Source organism: Pseudomonas wayambapalatensis, assembly GCF_049942315.1.
In the GTDB taxonomy this organism is placed as follows: domain Bacteria; phylum Pseudomonadota; class Gammaproteobacteria; order Pseudomonadales; family Pseudomonadaceae; genus Aquipseudomonas; species Aquipseudomonas wayambapalatensis.
In genome coordinates this window covers 23,691-44,561 of sequence record NZ_JBNFMU010000099.1, presented here as the reverse complement: position 1 = coordinate 44,561, position 20,871 = coordinate 23,691, and the positions used below count along the sequence as shown (strand labels likewise).

Below are 20,871 nucleotides of genomic sequence, written 5' to 3'. Positions count from 1 at the left end.
AGCCGGTGCCCGACACCGCGGTGTCCTTTTCGCGGGCAAGCCCGCTCCCACAGGAGCTGGGCTGGTTTAAGACTTTGAACAAGACAGTGGCAGGTACAGCGCTGACTCTGGGCTCAACGCTGTACCTGTAGGAGCGGGCTTGCCCGCGAACACCGGCAAAGCCGGTGCCATATCCACTGATGTATCTGTGGGAGCGGGCTCGTCCCGCGATCACCGGCATAGCCGGTGCCATATCCACTGATGTATCTGTGGGAGCGGGCTCGTCCCGCGAACACCGGCAAAGCCGGTGCCATATCCACTGATGTATCTGTGGGAGCGGGCTCGTCCCGCGATCACCGGCATAGCCGGTGCCATCCCCCAGCCACCCAGGAGCGTTCACCCCAGCCAAACGCAGGCTTACACAAAAGCAGATTCTCGAAACACGCCCGATTGGGCCATCGTACCCTTGGCAACGCTTCCCTGCTGACCCCTTCCAACAACAATAAAAGGTGACACCGATGTTGAAGCTGACCCAGGCGCTGTTGTGCGCCGCCGCCGTGTCCATGGCCGGGCTCGCCCAGGCTGCCGATCCTGTGATCATCAAGTTCGCCCACGTGGTGGCCGACAGCACGCCCAAGGGCCAGGGCGCGCTGATGTTCCAGAAACTGGTCGAGGCCGACCCGCAGCTCAAGGGCAAGGTCAAGGTCGAGGTCTACCCCAACTCCTCGCTGTTCGGCGACGGCAAGGAGATGGAAGCCCTTCTGCTGGGTGACGTGCAGATGCTCGCGCCTTCGCTGGCCAAGTTCGAGCACTACAACAAGCAGGTGCAACTGTTCGACCTGCCGTTCCTGTTCAACGACCTCGCTGCCGTCGACCGCTTCCAGCAAGGCCCGCAGGGCAAGGCGCTGCTGACCTCGATGGAAGACAAGGGCATACGTGGCCTGGCCTACTGGCACAACGGCCTCAAGCAACTGTCGGCGAACAAGAAGGTGATCCTGCCCAAGGATGCCCGCGGCCTGAAGTTCCGCGTGCAGGCCTCCAGTGTGCTCGAAGAGCAGTTCAAGGCCATTCGCGCCAACCCGCGCAAGATGAGCTTCGCCGAGGTCTACCAAGGCCTGCAGACCGGCACCGTCAACGGCACCGAGAACACCTGGTCGAACTACGAAAGCCAGAAGGTCAACGAAGTCCAGCCGTTCTTCACCGAGACCAACCACGGCCTGATCGACTACATGGTGATCACCAACGCCAAGTTCTGGAACAGCCTGCCTGAAGATGTGCGCAGCGAGCTGCAGACGATCATGGACAAGGTCACCGTCGAGGTGAACAAGCAGGCCGAGGAGCTCAACCAGGCCTCGCGCCAGAAGATCATCGACGCCAAGACCAGCGAGATCGACCCGCTGACGCCCGAGCAGCGCGCCCAGTGGCGTGAAGCCATGCGCCCGGTGTGGGACAAGTTCTCCGACCAGATCGGCGCCGACCTGATCAAGGCTGCCGACGACGCCAACAAGCCGTCCTGATCGCTTCCATCGCCCATGGCCACCTGCAGCGCAGGTGGCCCGGCTTCCTTCTGTCCGGAGAATGCCCATGCACAGGATCAGACGCGTCTGGGAGCACTTCGAGGAGGGCATGATCGCCTTCCTCCTGGCGGCCATGACCTTGATCACCTTCATCTACGTGGCGCTGAACAACCTCTACACCCTGTTCTACACCCTCAGCGACCACTGGAGCTTCGCCAGCGAGCTGCTGCTCGACATCGGCGACCACTTGATGGGCTACGCCCAGGAAATGACCTGGAGCATCGCCCTGACCAAGGCGCTGTTCGGCTGGCTGATCTTCTTCGGCATCGCCTACGGCGTGCGTACCGCCGGCCACCTCGGCGTCGACGTGCTGGTGCGGCGCACACGCAAGCCGGTGCAACGCATCCTGGCGATGATCGCCTGCGCCTGCTGCCTGGCCTATGCCGGGTTGTTCCTGGTCGCCAGCATCAAGTGGGTGAATGCTGTGTTCGTCGCCGGCATCGGCGCCGAAGACCTCGACCGCTACGGCATCAAGATCGGTCACATCGCGCTGATCGTGCCGTTCGGCTTCGCCCTGATCATCGTGCGCTACCTGGAAATCCTCTACCGCATCTTCACCCACCGCCAGACCGGTCTAGGCCTGGCGGATGAAGCCGCAGAGGCGAGCAAACTGGCCAACCCGGGCGAGGAGTCACACTGATGACCGTTATCTGCCTGTTCCTGCTGCTGTTCGTGTTCATGTTCCTCGGCGTGCCGATCGCCATTTCCCTTGGCCTGTCGGGCGCGGTGTCGATCCTGCTGTTCAGCCAGGACTCGCTCAGCTCGCTGGCGATCAAGCTGTTCGAGACCTCCGACAGCTACACCTTCCTGGCGATCCCGTTCTTCCTGCTCTCGGGCGCGTTCATGACCACCGGCGGCGTTGCCCAGCGCCTGATCGATTTCGCCAACGCCTGCGTCGGCCACATTCGCGGCGGCCTGGCCATTGCCGCAGTGCTGGCGTGCATGCTGTTCGCCGCGCTGTCCGGCTCCTCGCCCGCGACCGTCGCCGCCGTCGGCTCCATCGCCGTGGCCGGCATGGTGCGCTCGGGCTATCCGAAGGAGTTCGGCGCCGGGATCATCTGCAACGCCGGCACCCTTGGCATCCTCATTCCGCCGTCTATCGTCATGGTGGTGTACTCGGCCGCCACCGAAACCTCGGTGGGCAAGCTGTTCATGGCCGGTGTGATACCCGGGATCCTGCTCGGCCTCGCCTTGATGGTGACCATCTACATCGTCGCCCGCGTCAAGAAACTCCCCGCCCAGCCGCGTGCCAGCTTCGCCGAATGGCTGCGCACCGCCCGCCGCGCGTTCTGGGGGCTGTTGCTGCTGGTGATCATCCTCGGTGGTATCTACAGCGGCATGTTCACCCCGACCGAAGCGGCCGCGGTGGCGGCGGTGTACTCGGCGTTCATCGCGCTGTTCGTCTACAAGGACATGCGCCTGCGCGACTGCCCCAAGGTGCTGCTCGAGTCCGGGCGCCTGACCATCATGCTGCTGTTCATCATCGCCAACGCCATGCTCTTCGCCCACGTGCTGACCACCGAGCAGATTCCCCAGCAGATCACCCAGTGGGTGCTCTCCGAAGGCCTGACGCCGATCGGCTTCCTGATCATGGTCAACGTGGTGCTGCTGGTGGCGGGGAGCTTCATGGAGCCTTCGGCGATCATCCTGATCCTGGCGCCGATCTTCTTCCCGATCGCGATGAAGCTGGGCATCGACCCGATCCACCTGGGGATCGTGATGGTGGTGAACATGGAGATCGGCCTGGTGCATCCGCCGGTGGGGCTGAACCTGTTCGTGACCAGTGCGGTGACTGGATTGACGCTGGGGCAGACGATTCGTGCGGCGCTGCCGTGGTTGTCGATTCTGTTGCTGTTCCTGGTGCTGGTGACCTATGTGCCGTTTATTTCGCTGGCGTTGCCGGAGTGGTTGGGGATGCCGTAGGGGCGGTTGGCATTTCGGACCAGAAGGCGCTGACGATGATCGTCAGCGCCTTCTGGTCGCAGCACTCAGGAGCCTTTGATCTTGGCGAATCCATGGGTGACGGAGGTCAAACGCATACTCACGTCGGATGCTTCCACGGAGCCTTCGTAGACCGCTCGATGGATACCGGCGCCGGAATACTTCACAAAGGTGTCGCCATCAGCACGGGCAGCGTGCAGCTCCTTGCCGTCTTTGTCATAGATACGCACGCAGCTGTAGCTCCGGGAAGGAGAGTAGCAATCCAGCTCTAGTTCGTTTGTGGGGTTGGCGAAGGTCAGTTCAATGGAAGCATGAGCCCCGAAACGTACGGCTGTTCCGCGGACAGAGATGATGTTCCCGTTGATGCCTGCGTGCACGCTGAATTCGACGCTGTCGTCGTTGGAACTCAGCTTGAGCGTGTATCCCTGCCTTTGCACTTCACCTTTGAGTCCACTATCGGGTTTCAGATCCTTAAAATAATCAGTTAAGTTGGATATTTGGGAGTCCTTATGAGGCTCATTCATCTTGGTCATCGTCTGCTCCTGAAGGGCGAACCCCTGAGTTTCGGTTGGGATAACGACGAACGCATGAGGGCTGGCTGTATTCCAGGCTAAACAAGAAGGAGACCTACCCGCCCATACAGGCTCGGGGTTCATGTTGGGTGAGGAATAACAGGGTCGGCAACTGGCAGACTTGTCAGTTGCCGGTTGCCTGTAGGGCTTCTATGTTCAGCGATTTTGTCTGCATTTGGCTTGAGTCGGCTGCGAGTACTCACAAAGCCAGCACCCTGTGCCGGCAGGGCAGGAGCATTCAGTCATACAGCCACGGCTTGAGCTCGGCCAGGTTGCTGATGACCACCTGTTGTACCAATTCACTCCGTGGCTGTCATCCTGCTGCTGTTGCTGGTGCTGATGACCTACGTGCCTTTCTTTTTGCCGGCGCGCCCTGCGCCGGGTCGGATAATCGACCGATATCGGTGCGGAATGCTGCGCAGCAGAATCTTGGGTTCCTACTGACACTCAGGCACTGAACGCATGCAGCAACTGACTGATCACACTTACGATTTCATCGTCTGTGGCGCCGGCACCTCGGGGTGCGTGGTCGCCGCCCGCCTTGCCGACCAGCCCGGCGCCCGGGTCCTGCTGATCGAAGCCGGCAGTGCCTACACCGGCCCGCAGGTCACCGACCCCGCGCAATGGCCGGCGAACCTCGGTTCCGAGCGCGACTGGGGTTTCGAGGCGCAACCCAACCCCGCCTTGAACGGCCGCCGCATGGCGTTGAACATGGGCAAGGGCCTCGGTGGCGGCTCCAGCATCAACGTGATGGTGTGGGCGCGCGGGCACCGCACCGACTGGGACCACTTCGCCGAGGAAAGCGGCGATCCTGGCTGGGGCTACGAATCGGTGCTCGGCTACTACCGCCGCATCGAAAACTGGCAAGGCCACCCCGATCCCCTGCGCCGCGGCTCGACCGGACCCGTGCACGTCGCCCAACCTCGCGCGCCCCAGGCCCTCGCCTTGGCCACCCTGGAGGCCGCCAGCCAACTGGGCATCCCCCATTTCGACAGCCCCAACGGCGAGATGATGGAAGGCCCCGGCGGCGTCGCCATCGCTGACCTGCGCATCAAGGAAGGCAAGCGTGACTCGGTGTACGACGCTTATATCGTGCCGCGGCTGCACAACCCGAACCTGCACATCCTCACGCAGGCGCTGGTGGCTCGCGTGTTGTTCGATGGCCGTAAGGCGAGAGGTGTCGAGGTCGTGGTCGAAGGCCAACTGCAGCGTTTCTACGTGACGGGTGAAGTGATCCTGTCGATGGGCGCGGTGAACACCCCCAAGGTGTTGATGCAGTCCGGCATCGGCCCGGAAGCCGAGTTACGTGCGCACGGCATCCCATTGCTCAACGTATTGCCAGGCGTGGGGCAGAACCACCAGGACCACGTCGCCTTCGGCTGCACTTGGGCGTACTCGCAGCCGCAGCCAGTCGGCGGCGGAGGCTGCGAGGCGACCCTGTACTGGAAGAGCGACTCCCGCCTGGACGCGCCGGACTTGCTGCACTGCCAACTGGAATTCGCCGTACCTTCCCCCCCCGAGGTCGGCATTGCCCCGCCGGCGCAGGGGTGGACGATGTTCGCCGGCTTGGCCAGGCCCGTCAGCCGCGGGCAGTTGCGGCTGTCGGGCGCTGGTGTGCTGGACAGGATGCTGATCGAGCCGAACACCTTGAGTGCGCCTGAGGACATGGCCGCCGCGTTGGCTTCGGTCGAGTTGTGCAGGGAGTTGGGGAACCATCGGGCGTTTGCCGGGTTGGTGAGCGGGGAGGTGGTGCCTGGGCCGCAGGATAGGCAGGGGATGGAGCGGTTCTTGCGCAACTCGGCGGTGAGTTTTTGGCATCAGTGCGGGACGGCGAAGATGGGCCAGGATGAGATGGCAGTGGTGGATCGCGCGTTGAGGGTTTATGGGGTGAGCGGGTTGCGAGTGGTGGATGCTTCGGTGATGCCGCGGATCACGGTGGGGAATACGATGGCGGCTTGTGTGGTGATTGGGGAGCGCGGGGCGGACCTTTTGGTGGGCAGTCGAGCGGTGTTGTAAGGGGGCTGCTGATACGCAGCTTTCGAGGGGACGGGGGGCGTGCGCTGTTGGCATTCTGTGTCGGCACGCGCGGACATTCAGTCTTCCAGCCACGTCTTGAACGCGGCCAGGTTGCTGATGGCCAACTGCCGTGGCAATTCAACCCGTGGCTGCCGGGACTGGATCTGTGAAGTTCACCGATCGTTGCGTAGCGACGGTGAATGAGCCGTCAGTTCCGCCAGAGACTGTGGCGCTACCGCATTCGTCAGAGCATGAGCCGCCGAGGGAACTGTCGGGATAATGCACCGATGGAGCGTGTACTTCGCAGTTTGAAATCAGAGTGGATACCGAGCACGGGCTACCTGACCGGGCAACAAGTTCAACGAGACATTGGCCAATACCTGATGAGCCACTACAACTGGATCCGACCTCATCAGTTCAACGATGGACTGGCTCCGGCGAAAGCTGAAGAAAAACTCAAAACCGTGTCCGGGATGAGTTGACCACTACATGGAGACCTCACAGATGAATAGACTGCTGCCATAAGGTCGCAAGGTTCACCAATGAGTTCTTCAACCATCAGATTTTTGGCGTCAATCTATTTTTGTCTGAGACTACCGAAAGGTGGCTCTACCCCACACAAAGCCGGGCTTTTTAGCAGCCCTAAGCCGCCCATTTCCGGCTGATGAGCAATGTTTTCATAGTTTCCTCCCTGCGTATTCACCTTGTACAAATAAGAGGAATGCGCAAGCATAGCTACAGCAGACCCCAATCAAAGGTTCACATGTGGTAAAATTTTTTTTTAGACTTGAGGCGGTAAGTTAAAATCTTACTTACAATATGATCTTGATCTCGACGGGCCCAGCTAATTCGCTGTAGACCCGCTTCTCGCATAAGTTTTCTTATTAGCAAGGATGCCTCAAGTACAGCACCATTAGGGAAGCAAAAGTCAATAACCCAGGGGCGATCACCTTCATTCCACTCAGAAGGATGAAGTAAGAAATTGGGATCTGTTAATAGGCGTTGTTCAGTGTCAGGAGCAAGGCATGCCCATAGGATATAACCTTTCGGGTTCGAGGAACTATCGAATAAAATAAACAACTGCTGATGTTCTATTGCTGGGGAAATCCAGAATCCAAGAGTACGGATCTGGAAGCTCGCTGACCGGCTGCAGTTAGACATAATCATGCATACGTAGCCCACCGCCTCGGCTCGGCTCTGGACGTAGATATTCTTACATCTAGGAAAAAGTTTATAACTATATTCCATGTAGCTCCCTCCTTGCATCGCCATAAAACTCCAGTGCCTCGCTAATCACGTCGCACCTTTGAGAGTTCTCTAATAGCTCTTTTGTCGAGAGCTCCGAAACGGAGCCCCCATCAAATATAAATTTACTCTTTGTAGGATTAAACCAAATGTTAAAGCGCGAGGAAAACCAGAACGGTATCAATAAGGAGTCTTCATTATTAAGGTTTAATTTTGCCGCAAGTACAGCATGCTTCGTCAATTGCTCGCAAGGCATTGGCAAAACATTAAGAGTATCAACGTTTAAATTTTTTATCAGGCTCTCAAGATCAATCAATACGCTAGATATTCGATTAAGCCTTATCACATTTATCTTAACAGAAAGCATGAAGCTCTCAAAGTCAATACCAAAGCCCTCAGCAACGCGAAAAGCAGCGCCCATTAACTCGCTGTAACTCAAAGTTAATTTTTCGATGAGCTCTACGTCTTTGCCGGTCGATGAGAGCTCCGAAAAACCTTCTTGCAAAGCATAAGCTCTGTATAGCGCACCGAAAACCATTGAGGAACAAAATTCATAACCTGACCATGTATTCCCATATTCGATGCGCACAAGTGAAAATTTCTCGAATTTTAGTATTTCTTGAAGCTTGGTAGAAAATAATTCAAGCTCTGGAGACCCTAATAACTGCAAAAGTAAAGAGAAGGGTATGCCCGTCCTTGCAACTTGGTATAGATTAAGGAATCTATTATAATCATAAAAAAATTTTTTAATTACGACATCATGCATTTGCCTAGCGTCCTCGCTGGCGATTACTCCATACCTCCCTAAGTAAAAGCAGATATCTAGCAGAGCTCGCAAGGCAGGGATGTATTCGTTTTCAAAGTTATCTATGCTTAGCTTGTCATCTTTTATTTCATTGGTAAAAAAACGGGTGCCGCTCAAATCCAGCCAAGAACCATCAAGAGAAATATTAGATGCGCTAACATTGTAATGCGCTATAAACTTCGCACGCGCCGCAGCAAATTGCCTAGCATAACGTTCGACCAGTTCGGATAGACCAAGATTCAGTAAACTTAATATGCTCTGCTCGCCATCTGGATCCGTAGGGATAGGAAGGAACTCATGGACTCTATGAATGGCTTTTTTTACACGCATGGCATCCTCACCAATTGGAGAGAATTTTTTTTGCTTGTAGTATAATGATCTAATAAAGTGCGCAGGGCGAACAGCAGGCAAGCGAACTAATAATCCTCTTTTTATTTCTTTCTGGTCGGCATTAAATCTCAATCCAGTATCCATAATCGCAACAGTGCGAATAGCTCCAAAGGGTAGTGCAGCGTTTATAATTTCTGCCCATATTGTTTCATGGATTGCAGTTTCTAAAGCGAGATTTCCATCCGAATGGCCAGAATCTAAGTCGCATCCAACTAAATGATTGGCGCCCAACCCTTTTAACTGCCATTCCCCATCAAATCCGCAACGCCCCCCGCCACCGTTACTCAATATTCCGTCGCCACCATACCTTTCCGCAAAAAAACACTTAACCTCATCACTCTCTTTATCTTCATCATGGCTTACTATGAAAGCATAGTTATTTACAATATGAGTCCACTCCCTCCCATTTGCCACCTCACGATTTAAGTAAACAACCGCACAACTCTCAATTTTTTTCGTTAAAAATCTTTCTAGCACCTCTGGGAGATCAGAAAGCTGTTTAGTCTTAACCTGGGATTTGGGATCTTTGTTAAGCATTACTGAGGTCAACCCAACTATAACCATTCAATTGAACTATAATGCTAAAAAATAACAAGTCCACCCTACAGATGTAGGGGTTACTTGATCATGCGTCTATGTAATAATATTCATGCTTCGCGGTGTTACAACATGCCACATAAAAATAATGCTCTCTTTATAATTTAATTCATCGCGCTGGGTTACATAGCTTTTACGAGGAAGAAAAGATGCGTGAACTAACACAGAAAGAAGCCGAAGAAATTTTCGGAGCTGCCGGAGTCCCCGGCGCAATTGCTGGTGGTATTTATGGTGGCGCCGGCTACATAGGAGGCGTCACAGGAGGCGGGAACTTTAAGACGACTGAGTTCATTGCGTCAGTAGGCAGTGGTGCACTTCTTGGTGCTATGGGGCCGGCTGCTAGTTTGTTACGCACGGGCGCTAACACAGTTGGATCATTTGGTACAGGAGTGATCCTGGGCAACACTGGGCGATTAGGCGGCGGCTCATAAGCTCGCTGCCAGCGGAGGTCGCTATAGGAATGTAGCGATCTCAAATTTAAAGACTCGCTGGCGAATACATCCCATTACAGGCATGTATTGGTGATAAGTGCCAGCCTCAAAAGGTACGGTAATGTAATGATAATTATCTTCTCATTGCTCATAGCATTGGTATTCATGGTAGTAATAGAATGCTCAATAAGAATTTTTGGAAGAAAATTTGAGGAACTTATTAAAGGGAAGTGGTTTCTGCCAATTGCAGTGGCGCCAATTACTCTAGCAAGCCTGTTCTTGGCGAAAAAATTGATTGAGACCTTAGGGCTAAACTGATTTTTTAATATTTATTTTTCGCTACGCGTTCCATTCCCCTTGATCATCTCAGGCAATGGCATACTGGTCGACCAATACATGCCCCATGCGGCTAGTTACATTAAGCTTCTGAAAACGGAGAGCAAATGATCTCTGGTAGTATGGACGCTGGTGCCGAGGAGGCGAGCACCTCACCCGGAGTCTGCTGTTGACACAACGACTCGTTGAGGTAAATAACTTCACAGCCCTCGATAAATACTACGTCAAAAGGAACGAATACTTCGTGCAGCTCATTGAGTTGAACCGCTTTATTTTCTAAGGCGTTCATTTTGGAAAGCGTAGATTCGACAGTGATGGGCAGGTGGTGCCGGGCTGGCCAGTTAGAATGTCGCGCTGGAGCGGCAGCCACTGTTTATACCCTGCAGCCATGCCGAATTGACACCCTACAGGTGTAGGGTAGCCTGAGCTTCAATGGCGTGGATAATCAAGCGTTGTGTGCATCCAGTTTCGATGTTTCGATAAGAATTGCTAGTTCAATACGACTGCTGACATTCAATTTCCTGAACACCGAAGATAAATGGTCTCTAACGGTGTGCTGGCTGATACCCAACTTTCGTGCGATTTCTTTGTTGGTCAATCCTTTTGATAAATAATGAATTACGTCATGTTCTCGTTCCGTGATGTTCAACGCATTTCCCCTGGTTTGCAGTTGCCGACTGGTAGTTGGCAGAAATCGAGTGGCCGTATGTGCTGCCCTGCTCATTGCCATGGTGAAACGAGGGGGCTGTGTCAAAAATTTAGCGCTAAGGCCATTTATTTTTTTACCGTTGATTTTAAGTTATTGATTTTAATTATAATTATTGATTTTTACGGGGTTGTGGCGCCCGACCAAACAAAGGATGACTAGGTGACAGGTAAGACCCCCTTGTTTCGACACGAAGCGCTGGCCGCGCGACAGCGCAACTGGCTGGGTGACATCGTATTGGTCAGGCCCGTTTCCTTCACCGTGATGGCACTCGTGGCCTTAGCGCTCGCGGCGGTGGTCGTGAGTTTTTTCTTCTACGGCAGCTATACCCGGCGCAGCACAGTCCCTGGCCAACTGGTGCCGTCATCCGGACAGTTGAAAATTCACGCACCGCAGTACGGTGTCGTTCTGGAGCGTTTCGTCGAAGAGGGGCAATTGGTAGAACGAGGTGCTCGGTTGTTGCTGATTTCCAGTGAGCGTTCGATTGACTCAGGGCCTGTCCAGGAAGAGGTCAGTGACCAGCTCCAGCGCCAGCGTCATTCCCTGGAGGACGAACTGCGCAAGCAGAAGCAACTGCAAGTCGAAGCGCGGCTGAGTCTCGATAGCAAGCTGCAAAGCTTGTCTGTGGAGCTGGACACGCTGGCCCAGCAAATCGCCAGTCAGCAGCGGCTTGTCCAACTGGCCAGTAATGCTGCGGAGCGTTACCAGGGGCTCATGGACAAGGGGTACATCTCCATGGACCAGTTGCAGCAGCGGCAGGCAGAGCTTCTTGGTCAGCGCCGGAGCCTTCAGGGGTTGATGCGCGAGTCCACAGCGCTCAAGCAGCAGTTGGTCGAGCGCCAGCACGAGCGGGCCGGGCTGGGCGCGTTGCATGGCAATCAATTGGCCAGCATTGGCCGCTCATTGTCGTCGGTGCAGCAGGCGCTGATCGAGAGCGAAGCTAAGCGCTCACTGGTCATCACGGCGCCGCAGCAAGGCGTGGCCACCTCAATTCTGGCCGAGCCAGGGCAGGTAGTGGACAGTTCGCGATCACTGATGAGCCTGGTGCCGGCGGATGCCAATCTGCAAGCAGAATTGTATGTCCCCAGCAAGGCCATCGGCTTTATCCGGGCGGGCGATGCCGTGTCGCTGCGCTACCAGGCTTATCCCTACCAGAAGTTCGGCCAGCACTATGGTCGGGTGATTTCAGTATCCAGAGCGACGCTTTCGGCTGCCGAGCTTGCCTACGTGGTAGGGACCGTGCCGGGCTTGGGAGGGGGAGGCGAACAGATCTATCGCATCCGCGTGAAGATACAGGAACAGGCGGTGCTGGCTTACGGTGAGTCCCGGCCCTTGCAGGCGGGGATGCTTCTCGAGGCGGATATCCTGCAGGAAACCCGGCATTTGTACGAGTGGGTGCTCGAACCGCTTTACAGCCTCACCGGCAAGCTTTAGGAATGCATGCATGAACTACATCGATGCCATTACGCCGACACTGGGGCGCCGTCTACCGCTGATCCTGCAGACCGAGGCCACCGAGTGCGGGCTTGCCTGCCTGGCCATGATCGCTGGACTGCACGGCCACCATACGACCCTGATGGAACTCCGCCGACAGTTCAGCGTCTCGCTCAAAGGCATCACTCTCAGGCAACTGATGCAGACTGCGCAGAGCCTTGATCTCGGTACCCGAGCGGTAAGGCTAGAGCTAACCGATCTTAACAAGCTCAAGTTGCCCTGTGTGCTGCACTGGAACTTCAACCACTTCGTGGTGCTCAAGGCGGTCAACGGGCAGCGCCTGACGTTACATGATCCCGCGCAGGGGGTGCGGCAACTAAGCCTGGCCCAGGCCAGCGATAGTTTTACCGGCGTCGCATTGGAGGTCTGGCCCGAGCAGGACTTCGAACAGCAGGCTGCCAAGCCTCAGCTCGGCTTGACGAAAATGCTGGGGCGCGTCAGCGGACTGTATCGTGGGCTCCTCCAGGTATTGCTGCTGGCGCTGGCGCTGGAAGTTTTCTCGCTAGTCAGCCCGTTCCTGTTGCAGTGGACTCTCGACAACGTGCTGGTTACCCAGGATCGCGACCTGCTGATCACGCTGATGATCGGCTTCGGCCTGTTGCTGCTGATGCAGCAATTGGTCAGCGCAATGCGGGCCTGGGTGATGATGCATATGAGTACCTTGCTGAGCGTGCAATGGCGGGCAAACGTCTTCGGCCACTTACTGCGCCTACCAATCCAGTACTTCGAGAAACGTCATCTGGGTGATGTGGTGTCGCGCTTCGGGGCTGTCGATGAAATTCAGGATACGCTGACCGCCGCCTTCTTTGCGGCGATTCTCGATGGCCTGATGACCATTGCGACCCTGGCACTCATGTTCCTCTACAGCCCAATGCTGGCGATGATCGCGGTACTGGCCATGATGGCCTATATCGGGGTGCGTTGTGTGTGGTACGGCCCTCTGCGCCGTGCCAGCGAAGAGCAGATCGTGCACGCGGCCCGCCAGCAGAGCCATTTTCTTGAAACCCTGCGCGGCATTCGCACGCTCAAGCTATTTCAGCGGCAAAGCGAAAGGCGTTCCACTTGGCTGGGGCTGCTGGTCGCGCAGATCAATGCGGGCTTGCGCACACAGAAACTGCAGTTGCTTTATACCCAGCTCAATGCGTTGATCTTCGGCTTGGAAAACCTTTGCACTATTGGCTTTGGCGCTGCGCTGGTGATGGATAACCACTTCACGATAGGCGTATTGATGGCGTTCGTGGCTTACAAGAGCCAGTTTGTCAGCCGTGTGGCGAGCCTGGTTGACCACTTGTTCGAACTGCATATGCTGCGGCTGCAGGGCGAGCGTCTGGCTGACATCGTCCTGCAGCCGCCCGAGGAGCAACGCGATGCTTCCCATTCGATGAACTGGCCAGCCGGACGGATGAGTATCGACATCCAGAACCTCTGCTACCGTTACTCCGAGCATGAGCCGCTGGTACTGAATGGCATCGACCTACGCATTACCCCCGGCGAGTTCGTGGCCATCACCGGGGCTTCCGGGTGTGGCAAGAGTACCCTGGTGAACGTGCTGCTAGGGATACTACCGCCCACCAGCGGGCAGATCCTCATGGCGGGGCATGATCTGCTCCAGCTGGATCTGGAGTCCTGGCGCAGGCGGATCGGCACGGTGATGCAGGAAGACTGCCTGTTTGCCGGCTCGCTTATGGATAACATCACGTTTTTCGAAACGAGTCCCGACCTGGAATGGGCCATGGAATGTGCGCGCATGGCGGCCATCGATGCCGACATCACGGCCATGGCGATGGGCTACAACACGCTGGTGGGCGACATGGGTACCGTACTGTCGGGCGGGCAGAAACAACGCGTGTTGCTTGCTAGGGCACTGTATCGGCGCCCGGATATTCTCATTCTCGATGAGGCCACGAGTCATCTCGATGTGGCCAGCGAGCAATGTGTCAATGCGGCGGTGCGTGGACTCGACGTGACGCGAATAATCGTTGCCCACCGTGCTGAGACGATCGCCTCAGCAGATCGGGTAGTGCATCTTGAGTCGGGGCGAGTGGTGCTTGATCAGCGGTTAGACGTATCGCCGGAGCAGGGCGAACCTGTCACGTCATGACTGTAAGTATTTTCAATCGTCGCCTGCTGGTTCTTCTCTGGACATGGACGTGCTGTGCCGCCGCACTAGACGTGTTCTCTACTACGGACGCCGTGGCGCCTGCGGCTCTGATTGAAGGCATAGGCCTGGGTACAGCCTGCTTGGATGGGACGCTACCGGAAGTGCTCAGTCTGGAAGCCATGGTCGAGCGGGTATTGTGCCATGACCCCAAGGCCCGACACGCTTGGGTGCAGGCCAAGGCCCAGGCGACGCAGATCGGGTTAGCGCGCTCGGCGTATCTGCCCAGGCTCGACGCCACGGCCACCTACAACCGGGGCCGCAATGACACCCATTATGATCAGGCCGACTTATCGGCTGAGGGAAGACTAAGTCGAGTGGAACATCGTCTGGGCCTGAGCTGGGTGCTGTTCGATTCCGGTCGGCGTGCAGCCGACCTGCGCAATGCTCGGCAGTTGCTGGTGGCGGCCAATGCCAATCAGGATGAGCGCTTGCAGGAGGCCTTTGTGCAGGCTGCCTGCCTGTACTACGACACCCTGGCCGCCCAGGAAAGGCAAAGGGCCGCCGAGCAAGTTGCCGCGCTGGCCGCTGAAAACCTTAAGGACGCCAGCGCCAAGTACGAGGCTGGCGCCGCCGCGCTAAGCGACCGCCTTCAGGCGCAGACAGCCTACTCGCAGGCCAGCCTGAACCTGGTCCGCGACCAGGGGGCGGTGCGCGATGCCAAAGGCCAGATTGCCTTACGCATGGGGCTGGCGCCGCAGACGCGACTGATTCTGGCGCAGACGCTAACGCGACGGCCGGATACCGCCTTCGTCAAAGGCCTGGATGCACTACTTGAGCAGGCCAGCAGCGACCATCCTGCGTTGATCGCTGCGAGGGCGAAACTGGAAGCGGCAAAGGCAGCCGTCGCCGAGCGCGAGGCTGCCGGCCTCCCATCGCTGTCGTTGATCGCCTCGCTATCGGATATAGAGACCCATCAAAGCATGGCGCACGGCGATAGCCATATCCGGGACAACAGCATTGGGCTTCAGGTTAGCATCCCACTGTTTGAAGGGTTCGGGCGCACTTATCAGGTTCGAGGTGCTCGTGCCAGGGTTCAGGCCCAGGAAGCAGAACTGGCCGATGCTCGGCAGCGTGTGGCATTGGAGCTGTGGGCCAGCTACCAGGCCCTGGGTATCGAAACCCAGGCGCTGGAGAGAACCGCTGAGTGGGTCGAGCAGGCAATGCTCGCTCTGACCGTGGTCCGGGGCCGTTATCGCTCTGGAGTGGGTAGCATGATCGAGCTACTCAATGCTTCTTCCGCTTACGCAATGGCGGAGCAGGAGCATATCGCTGCATTGAATGGCTGGCACCGGGCGCGATTGCGACTGGCCGCGAGCTTGGGACGTTTGGGGTTCTGGGCGATATGATCTCTGCTGTACGACAAGTGATTTTGCGCTCGTAGCCAAGGGATAAAGCCAAAAGTTTCCGATAGAACCAGAGGGATTTGTAATTATGCGAGATATCACAGTAGTGGAGCACGAGATAGCGGCAGTTGTAGTAGCCACTTATCTCTCTAGTCAGAGCGGTGGCGGAAGTATCAATGTAGCTGATCTGGCGCTGGGGGTGGCAGCCAGTTCTGTTAGATGTTATTACCCGCCCTGCAGGCAACGGCAGGATTGCTGCGGCGAAGACCGCAGGTTTTAGCGGCGGGTGTGACTTCAGGTAATGGGTCGCGTATGTGGGGTAAAGATTCGACGGATACTCGGGCGTTTATACCAGCGGGGATGATTTTAAGGTAAGAATTTTTCTCATAATGGAAAATTACATCAATCAAACAAATTGGAGCTATAGGTTGATATACATTATGGATTTGCTATCAGCATTCCTGCTGGCATTGCTGTTCAAAAACGTAGCTGGCTTGCTAAAGCGCAGATTTAACTGGAGCGCTGGCGGAATGATAGGTCTGATATCGGCACCCGCAATCTGGCTCTTGATTTATTATGTTGTGCACCCATCGTTATCCATGTGGCTCTCTGTCCACGCTGCTGCTCCCAGTTAATTAAAGCTAAATAACCTTGCAAGTGGCAGTAGCAGGGTGTCTGCAAAGCACTTGCGATGGTGTGTCATCAAGGCCCGGAGCGGTAAGCTTTGATCTATTCAGTGCTTTCAAGCTTGGAAGAGGCTTAAGCATCCCGAAGTGGTCGGGTGTTTATAATCTATCTTCAAATGCCTCCGGCGCACTACATTGACGCCTTTTTAACACTGGCCAGTATTTTAACTAGGTTTGCGACATCGGCATAAGGGCCTTTGAGTGTCAGTGTTGAGTCCTGGGCAGTCATTATGATTTTTTCGCTATTGCAGCGAAAGAATAAGCTGAACATTTTTTTTGGAGGCAAATATTCGCTTTTCTCGTTTTTCGTATAACCAGCTTCTTGAAGAGTATTGTCAATGACTATGCTTAAGTCCTGTTTTTTTAGGCTGACCTGGGAGAGTGCCTGATCGTAATACATGGTTTTTAGAGTGATGATGCAAAATGTCACTATGCCACTACAGGCTGCCCCAATCAAAAACGCAGATGTTATACCGAATACTCTTAGCGTACAGAACACAAGAAGTGTTAAGGCGGCATTCAGTAGAACCTTTTCAAGAAGTGCCAGCGCTTTCAGCAGGTCTTGTGATAGTTGATCGCTCAGCTTTACGCGCTTCACATTATCTGGCATTGTTTGGTGTCAACCTGGCTGTCGTGATTAAAGTATATGTATTGATGAGCACGTATAGTGCGCAGTGATCAAAAACTTTGATTAGGCCCCACCTGTTTGCGGGAAGAAGGATGTCCCTCCGAATGGCGCAGGATTCCAAGCTTTTGCGGCATTTCTGACTTTGTTGTAAGCTGCTTCGCCTGCCACAGCCCCTACACCACTGCCAATCGCAGCACCACCCACAGCGCCTATACCAATTCTCGAGCCCACAGCTGCGCCCAATGCCCCACCCAGACTGCTACCTACGTTTCCCACGAAAGTAGAACCAGCGTCAGCACCGGAAATCACAGAGGCTTCGTAGTCCGTCAGATCTCTCATTGACCTATATCCTTAAGTGTAACTAGATGATTTTTACTAGAGGGTACATGGCTGAAATACAAAAAAGCAGTCATGAAAATTGATTCTATCAGTAATGACGCCTTGAGGAACCCCTACATCTGTAGGGTGCAACCATAATGAGCCCGACTGAGAAATTGGTGTCTGAACGCCCCAGAGGGGCGCTCCCAGGTGACATTGACGGAACCAGAAAGATTGTAAAGAATATAATAACCAACGGTGCGTTGGTGCAGCAGATTTTCTATTGCGATGAAAGTGTATACTCGTTGCGGTGGCCAGATTAGCAGCGGCTTAATTATTGAAAAATCTGCACACTGTTCAAGCACCTACTAATGGCGATCACAATAGTAACCTCCCTGCACCCCTTGAATGGAAAGACAAATAAAACTGAGCGCGTCTATTTTTTTTTTTTTTTTTTTTGGGGGGGGGATACTAGTCTCGCACTAGGTAGCGCATCGCCAGGGTCTGCTTTCGAATTTTTTAGACTCAGACCAAATGAGGCGAAATTGCCGATGAGTGGCCGACGCCACGCCCGACTGCGCCGGAATACATGAGCAATACGACAAATTCTCCGCGCAACGCAAACAACTATCAAGTTTCCCATGCTGCCTCTGAATGCACCCCTACACTTGTAGGGTATTTGTCGTGGTGGGACGCGAATATACTCGCATCCAATAAGCGGTAAAACGCCCTTTCCTGTACACCCTGAGTAATGCGCAATAATCAGGGGTGTACCTCCAAAAAATGACAATTTAAATCGTGACGCGAAATGGACTCAAAAACCAGCAAAGGAAACTGTGAAGGCTTTGGCGGGGTTTCGTTTCTTCATAAGGCATATAAAATTGTGTCATTGTACTGGCGAGGCGAGGAAAAGATTTTTGCTTGCTGCTCATTGGTTGCGCTGGTCGTTTTATCTCTTCTGGCTGTGACCACTGCATTAGCAATCAATGAATGGTACAAGCACTTCTACAATGCCATTCAGAACTATGACCCCTATACCTTCTACAAAATGGTGCTAGTGTTTATGGGGGTCATGTTGTTTTCGGTGCTGCGCTCGGTGCTAATCACCTATTGGGTCGACGTCTTCGCATTAAGATGGCGGCGCTGGTTGACCAATCATTATCTGTGCGCATGGGTCGTCGAGTCGAGTCACCCCGATCAAATCGAGCAGCAAGTCGACAACCCCGATCAGCGCATCGCCGAGGACATCAACAAATTCACGTTCGAGACTATTGATCTGGCCTGCGGCCTGCTCTATACCCTAGCCAGCGTGGTCTCGTTCAGCGTGGTGCTGATCAGCATTTCAGGCAATGCGCAACTGTGGGGCTTGAGTATCCCAGCCTACATGTTCTGGGCTGCCATTTTATACGCTCTGCTGGGCACCTTCATCAGCCAGAAAATCGGCTTCAAACTGGTCTCTTTGAGCAACAATCAGCAGCGTTCCGAGGCGGATCTTCGATATTTCCTCATCCGTTTCCGCGACCACTCCTACAAGCAGGGGGACCAGTCAGGCCGTAGTGACGAAAAAGACCGCATCAGCGAAAAGCTCGATGCCAGCCTGGCCAATATGCGCCGTACTATCCGCGTGAAAATGCGCCTTTCGTTGTTCACGGAGAGTTATAGCCAGCTCTCGCTGGTGTTCAGCAGCTTGCTAGCGGTTCCGCGTTTCTTTTCCGGTTCTATCCAGTTTGGTGACGTCATGCAGATCAACTCCGCGTTCGGCAACCTTTGCGAGAACCTCAGCTGGTTCATCAATGCCTACCACCGCCTGGCCGACTGGAAAGCAACGACGGACCGGTTGATCTCGTTCGATGGCGCATTGGCAGACCGCTGTGCAATCAAGGGTGTGGTGCGTGGGCACGGAGCTGTATTCGCAAAATAGCCTGAGGCGATTTGATCGGAGGTCGAGATGTTAGTGCAATCCGCGCTGTCTTCATTATTTGCGCGAGCCAATGAAGTGGGGGTTGCCGGCACATTCCAGTTCGTGTTTTCCGACAAGGAACGCTTCTGGATCTGTCCGCCAACCATGCGTCAAGCACAACCGGGTGTGCATCCCAATGCGGATGTGACAATCGAACTAGAGCAAAGTGCATTCATCGCGATCATGCAAGGGCTGGCCGACGTAGAAGCGCTGTTTGCACAAGGCCGTCTGAGGATCAAGGGGCGTATGGGACTGGCCACCCTGCTTCCTCAATTGCTAGAGGCAGCGCTGCATCCCGGGGTCAGTCGGCCTGGGGTGGAAATGAACACACGGTATCCAGCAGTACCACGCTTTAGCGAGAAACTTTCGGCTGCTGTAACGATGCGTGGACCAGTCGAACGACGACCTGCGCGGCAAGTATCGCTGGAGGCCTTCACCCTGGAATACCGAGCCAACGGAATACCGTTGGTGCTAACTGAGGCGCTTGAAGAGTGGCCCTTGTTCAAGATGCCAAGGCACACCGCGATTGAGTACCTTTCCGACGTTCAAGGCATCACCCGCCATGGACACTATGCACAAAAGGCGTTTTCATCCGAACGCGAGTTTAGGACTACCGCACTGCGAGACTTCGCCGCTCACATAGCTCAATCGAGCGAACATGGTAGCGAGGAGCCACCAGCCTATATGGGAAACAATCAGGTTCCCGAACAATGGTTGCAGTTGATTCGCTTCCCTCCTTATTTCCACCATTCGTTGTACATTTCCCCACGTTTCTGGCTGGGTCCGAAGGGGACGCTGACGCCCCTTCATCGGGACGATACCGACAACCTCTTCGCCCAGGTCTGGGGGGAGAAATCCATGTTGCTGGCTGCTCCGCACCACCGCGAAGCGTTGGGCTGTTGGGCGACATCTCCCCTTGGTGGCCTTGAAGGTTGCGACTTCGACCCGGACAACCCCGATTTCGAAGGATTTCCGGCTGCCCGTGACGTGGAATTCCTACATGTCCATCTGGGGCCTGGCGACCTGCTTTTCCTGCCAGAAGGCTGGTTTCACCAGGTGACCTCGCTGAGCACATCGCTCTCGATCAATTTCTGGGTGAATTCGCACCGCAACCGGGCCAAGAGCGCTTGAGCTACTTTTATCGCCATTAGCTCGCCTGCACGATGATCTGCCCCAGCAGGTCCTTGACGATCTCATTGATGGTAGGGCGCATTGCCTTGATCTCTTCGGGTGTGGATACCGTGCTCGTATGGTCGAACTCCAGTCGGTGCTCAATGACGACCGCGTTGCCACTGCGAATATATTCGCGCGGTTATTGTGAAATGCCACCGATCAGGCTGCTGAGCTCGGGCACGCCAACAGGGCTTGGCAAATTGACGAGGTTCTCCGTGCGGCCTTCCATGGTGCTCTGGAAGAGCGCGGGGGCTACCGACTGCTGGATCGCGAGTGTTCCACTGCCGCGTTGTACATAGGCACCGAGCACTCGTTGCACCATCAGATTGCGGTCGCTGGGCTTGATTTCGTTGGCGCCGTAGCGGTTAACCTCACTGGCCGAGCTTTCGACGTTCGACACGTACTTGAAGTCCGCGCCACGGGCCGAGGTCGCGCCCGACTGTACTGGAGTACATGAGCATTCCGCGCCCCGTTTCAACGCAGTATGGGCGAGCGCAGATACATTTCAGACAG

The 20,871-nt window shown here is 55.3% G+C and carries 15 protein-coding genes and 1 pseudogene; 10 read left to right on the top strand and 6 right to left on the bottom strand.

What is annotated here, in order from left to right; all coding sequences use genetic code 11:
* The first annotated feature begins 497 nt into the window (after positions 1-497).
* The 3 genes from ACPZMI_RS04415 (at position 498) to dctM (ending at position 3,479) form a co-directional block, all read left to right on the top strand.
* Entirely contained in the window at positions 498-1,496 is a 999-nt protein-coding gene (locus tag ACPZMI_RS04415) for a TRAP transporter substrate-binding protein (protein WP_426351759.1), read from the top strand.
* Positions 1,497-1,563: 67 nt separating this feature from the next.
* Positions 1,564-2,196: a TRAP transporter small permease gene (locus tag ACPZMI_RS04410; RefSeq protein ID WP_426351758.1), complete on the top strand. Its 633-nt coding sequence runs from the start codon at positions 1,564-1,566 to the stop codon at positions 2,194-2,196.
* Complete coding sequence (dctM, locus tag ACPZMI_RS04405; protein WP_186670429.1) at positions 2,196-3,479, top strand: C4-dicarboxylate TRAP transporter large permease protein DctM; 1,284 nt, start codon at positions 2,196-2,198, stop codon at positions 3,477-3,479. Before ACPZMI_RS04410 ends, dctM begins: the two co-directional genes overlap by 1 nt.
* A 65-nt stretch (positions 3,480-3,544) precedes the next feature.
* Here the strand turns inward: dctM and ACPZMI_RS04400 are convergent, their stop codons facing one another.
* Positions 3,545-4,030 carry a hypothetical protein gene (locus tag ACPZMI_RS04400; RefSeq protein ID WP_426351757.1) on the bottom strand — a complete coding sequence of 162 codons (486 nt, stop codon included), beginning with the start codon at positions 4,028-4,030 and terminating at the stop codon, positions 3,545-3,547.
* A gap of 501 nt (positions 4,031-4,531) precedes the next feature.
* On the opposite strand from ACPZMI_RS04400, the gene ACPZMI_RS04395 reads away from it, so the two are divergent.
* Both ACPZMI_RS04395 and ACPZMI_RS04390 read left to right on the top strand, forming a co-directional pair.
* On the top strand, positions 4,532-6,085 hold the full coding sequence (locus ACPZMI_RS04395) for a GMC family oxidoreductase (RefSeq protein ID WP_426351756.1): 1,554 nt from the start codon (positions 4,532-4,534) through the stop codon (positions 6,083-6,085).
* Positions 6,086-6,288: 203 nt separating this feature from the next.
* Positions 6,289-6,567 (top strand): annotated as a pseudogene (locus tag ACPZMI_RS04390) (integrase core domain-containing protein); the annotation flags it as partial.
* Between the two features lie 277 nt (positions 6,568-6,844).
* Here the strand turns inward: ACPZMI_RS04390 and ACPZMI_RS04385 are convergent.
* The 3 genes from ACPZMI_RS04385 to ACPZMI_RS04375 form a co-directional block, all read right to left on the bottom strand.
* Positions 6,845-7,333, bottom strand: coding sequence for a toxin-activating lysine-acyltransferase (locus ACPZMI_RS04385; protein WP_426351755.1), 489 nt, complete (start codon positions 7,331-7,333; stop codon positions 6,845-6,847).
* Entirely contained in the window at positions 7,323-9,062 is a 1,740-nt protein-coding gene (locus ACPZMI_RS04380; protein ID WP_426351754.1) for a hypothetical protein, read from the bottom strand. Before ACPZMI_RS04380 ends, ACPZMI_RS04385 begins: the two co-directional genes overlap by 11 nt.
* A 1,272-nt stretch (positions 9,063-10,334) precedes the next feature.
* On the bottom strand, positions 10,335-10,613 hold the full coding sequence (locus ACPZMI_RS04375; protein ID WP_426351762.1) for a response regulator transcription factor: 279 nt from the start codon (positions 10,611-10,613) through the stop codon (positions 10,335-10,337).
* Positions 10,614-10,775: 162 nt separating this feature from the next.
* On the opposite strand from ACPZMI_RS04375, the gene ACPZMI_RS04370 reads away from it, so the two are divergent.
* Genes ACPZMI_RS04370 through ACPZMI_RS04360 form a run of 3 tightly spaced genes read left to right on the top strand, consistent with a single transcriptional unit; the run spans position 10,776 to position 15,596 of the window.
* Positions 10,776-12,029: an HlyD family secretion protein gene (locus ACPZMI_RS04370; RefSeq protein ID WP_426351761.1), complete on the top strand. Its 1,254-nt coding sequence runs from the start codon at positions 10,776-10,778 to the stop codon at positions 12,027-12,029.
* 10 nt (positions 12,030-12,039) lie between these two features.
* Positions 12,040-14,190: a peptidase domain-containing ABC transporter gene (locus tag ACPZMI_RS04365; protein ID WP_426351753.1), complete on the top strand. Its 2,151-nt coding sequence runs from the start codon at positions 12,040-12,042 to the stop codon at positions 14,188-14,190.
* Complete coding sequence (locus ACPZMI_RS04360) at positions 14,187-15,596, top strand: TolC family protein (protein WP_426351752.1); 1,410 nt, start codon at positions 14,187-14,189, stop codon at positions 15,594-15,596. Before ACPZMI_RS04365 ends, ACPZMI_RS04360 begins: the two co-directional genes overlap by 4 nt.
* A gap of 813 nt (positions 15,597-16,409) precedes the next feature.
* Here ACPZMI_RS04360 and ACPZMI_RS04355 read toward each other — a convergent pair.
* Positions 16,410-16,889: a hypothetical protein gene (locus ACPZMI_RS04355; protein WP_426351751.1), complete on the bottom strand. Its 480-nt coding sequence runs from the start codon at positions 16,887-16,889 to the stop codon at positions 16,410-16,412.
* Between the two features lie 1,144 nt (positions 16,890-18,033).
* On the opposite strand from ACPZMI_RS04355, the gene ACPZMI_RS04350 reads away from it, so the two are divergent.
* Positions 18,034-19,146, top strand: coding sequence for an SbmA/BacA-like family transporter (locus tag ACPZMI_RS04350; protein ID WP_426351750.1), 1,113 nt, complete (start codon positions 18,034-18,036; stop codon positions 19,144-19,146).
* A gap of 27 nt (positions 19,147-19,173) precedes the next feature.
* Entirely contained in the window at positions 19,174-20,316 is a 1,143-nt protein-coding gene (locus ACPZMI_RS04345) for a cupin-like domain-containing protein (RefSeq protein WP_426351749.1), read from the top strand.
* 181 nt (positions 20,317-20,497) lie between these two features.
* Here ACPZMI_RS04345 and ACPZMI_RS04340 read toward each other — a convergent pair whose 3' ends face one another.
* Positions 20,498-20,758 (bottom strand): hypothetical protein, encoded by a 261-nt coding sequence (locus ACPZMI_RS04340; protein ID WP_426351748.1) that lies wholly within the window; start codon positions 20,756-20,758, stop codon positions 20,498-20,500.
* Positions 20,759-20,871 lie beyond the last annotated feature (113 nt).

Bases quoted from the DNA above. Each gene is read 5' to 3' on its own strand.
- ACPZMI_RS04345 (WP_426351749.1), top strand. From the start codon at position 19,174: ATGTTAGTGCAATCCGCGCTGTCTTCATTATTTGCGCGAGCCAATGAA.
- ACPZMI_RS04365 (WP_426351753.1), top strand. From the start codon at position 12,040: ATGAACTACATCGATGCCATTACGCCGACACTGGGGCGCCGTCTACCG.
- ACPZMI_RS04395 (WP_426351756.1), top strand. From the start codon at position 4,532: ATGCAGCAACTGACTGATCACACTTACGATTTCATCGTCTGTGGCGCC.
- ACPZMI_RS04385 (WP_426351755.1), bottom strand. From the start codon at position 7,333: ATGGAATATAGTTATAAACTTTTTCCTAGATGTAAGAATATCTACGTC.
- ACPZMI_RS04380 (WP_426351754.1), bottom strand. From the start codon at position 9,062: ATGCTTAACAAAGATCCCAAATCCCAGGTTAAGACTAAACAGCTTTCT.
- ACPZMI_RS04400 (WP_426351757.1), bottom strand. From the start codon at position 4,030: ATGACCAAGATGAATGAGCCTCATAAGGACTCCCAAATATCCAACTTA.
- ACPZMI_RS04375 (WP_426351762.1), bottom strand. From the start codon at position 10,613: ATGAGCAGGGCAGCACATACGGCCACTCGATTTCTGCCAACTACCAGT.
- ACPZMI_RS04350 (WP_426351750.1), top strand. From the start codon at position 18,034: ATGGACTCAAAAACCAGCAAAGGAAACTGTGAAGGCTTTGGCGGGGTT.
- dctM (WP_186670429.1), top strand. From the start codon at position 2,196: ATGACCGTTATCTGCCTGTTCCTGCTGCTGTTCGTGTTCATGTTCCTC.
- ACPZMI_RS04355 (WP_426351751.1), bottom strand. From the start codon at position 16,889: ATGCCAGATAATGTGAAGCGCGTAAAGCTGAGCGATCAACTATCACAA.
- ACPZMI_RS04410 (WP_426351758.1), top strand. From the start codon at position 1,564: ATGCACAGGATCAGACGCGTCTGGGAGCACTTCGAGGAGGGCATGATC.
- ACPZMI_RS04360 (WP_426351752.1), top strand. From the start codon at position 14,187: ATGACTGTAAGTATTTTCAATCGTCGCCTGCTGGTTCTTCTCTGGACA.
- ACPZMI_RS04415 (WP_426351759.1), top strand. From the start codon at position 498: ATGTTGAAGCTGACCCAGGCGCTGTTGTGCGCCGCCGCCGTGTCCATG.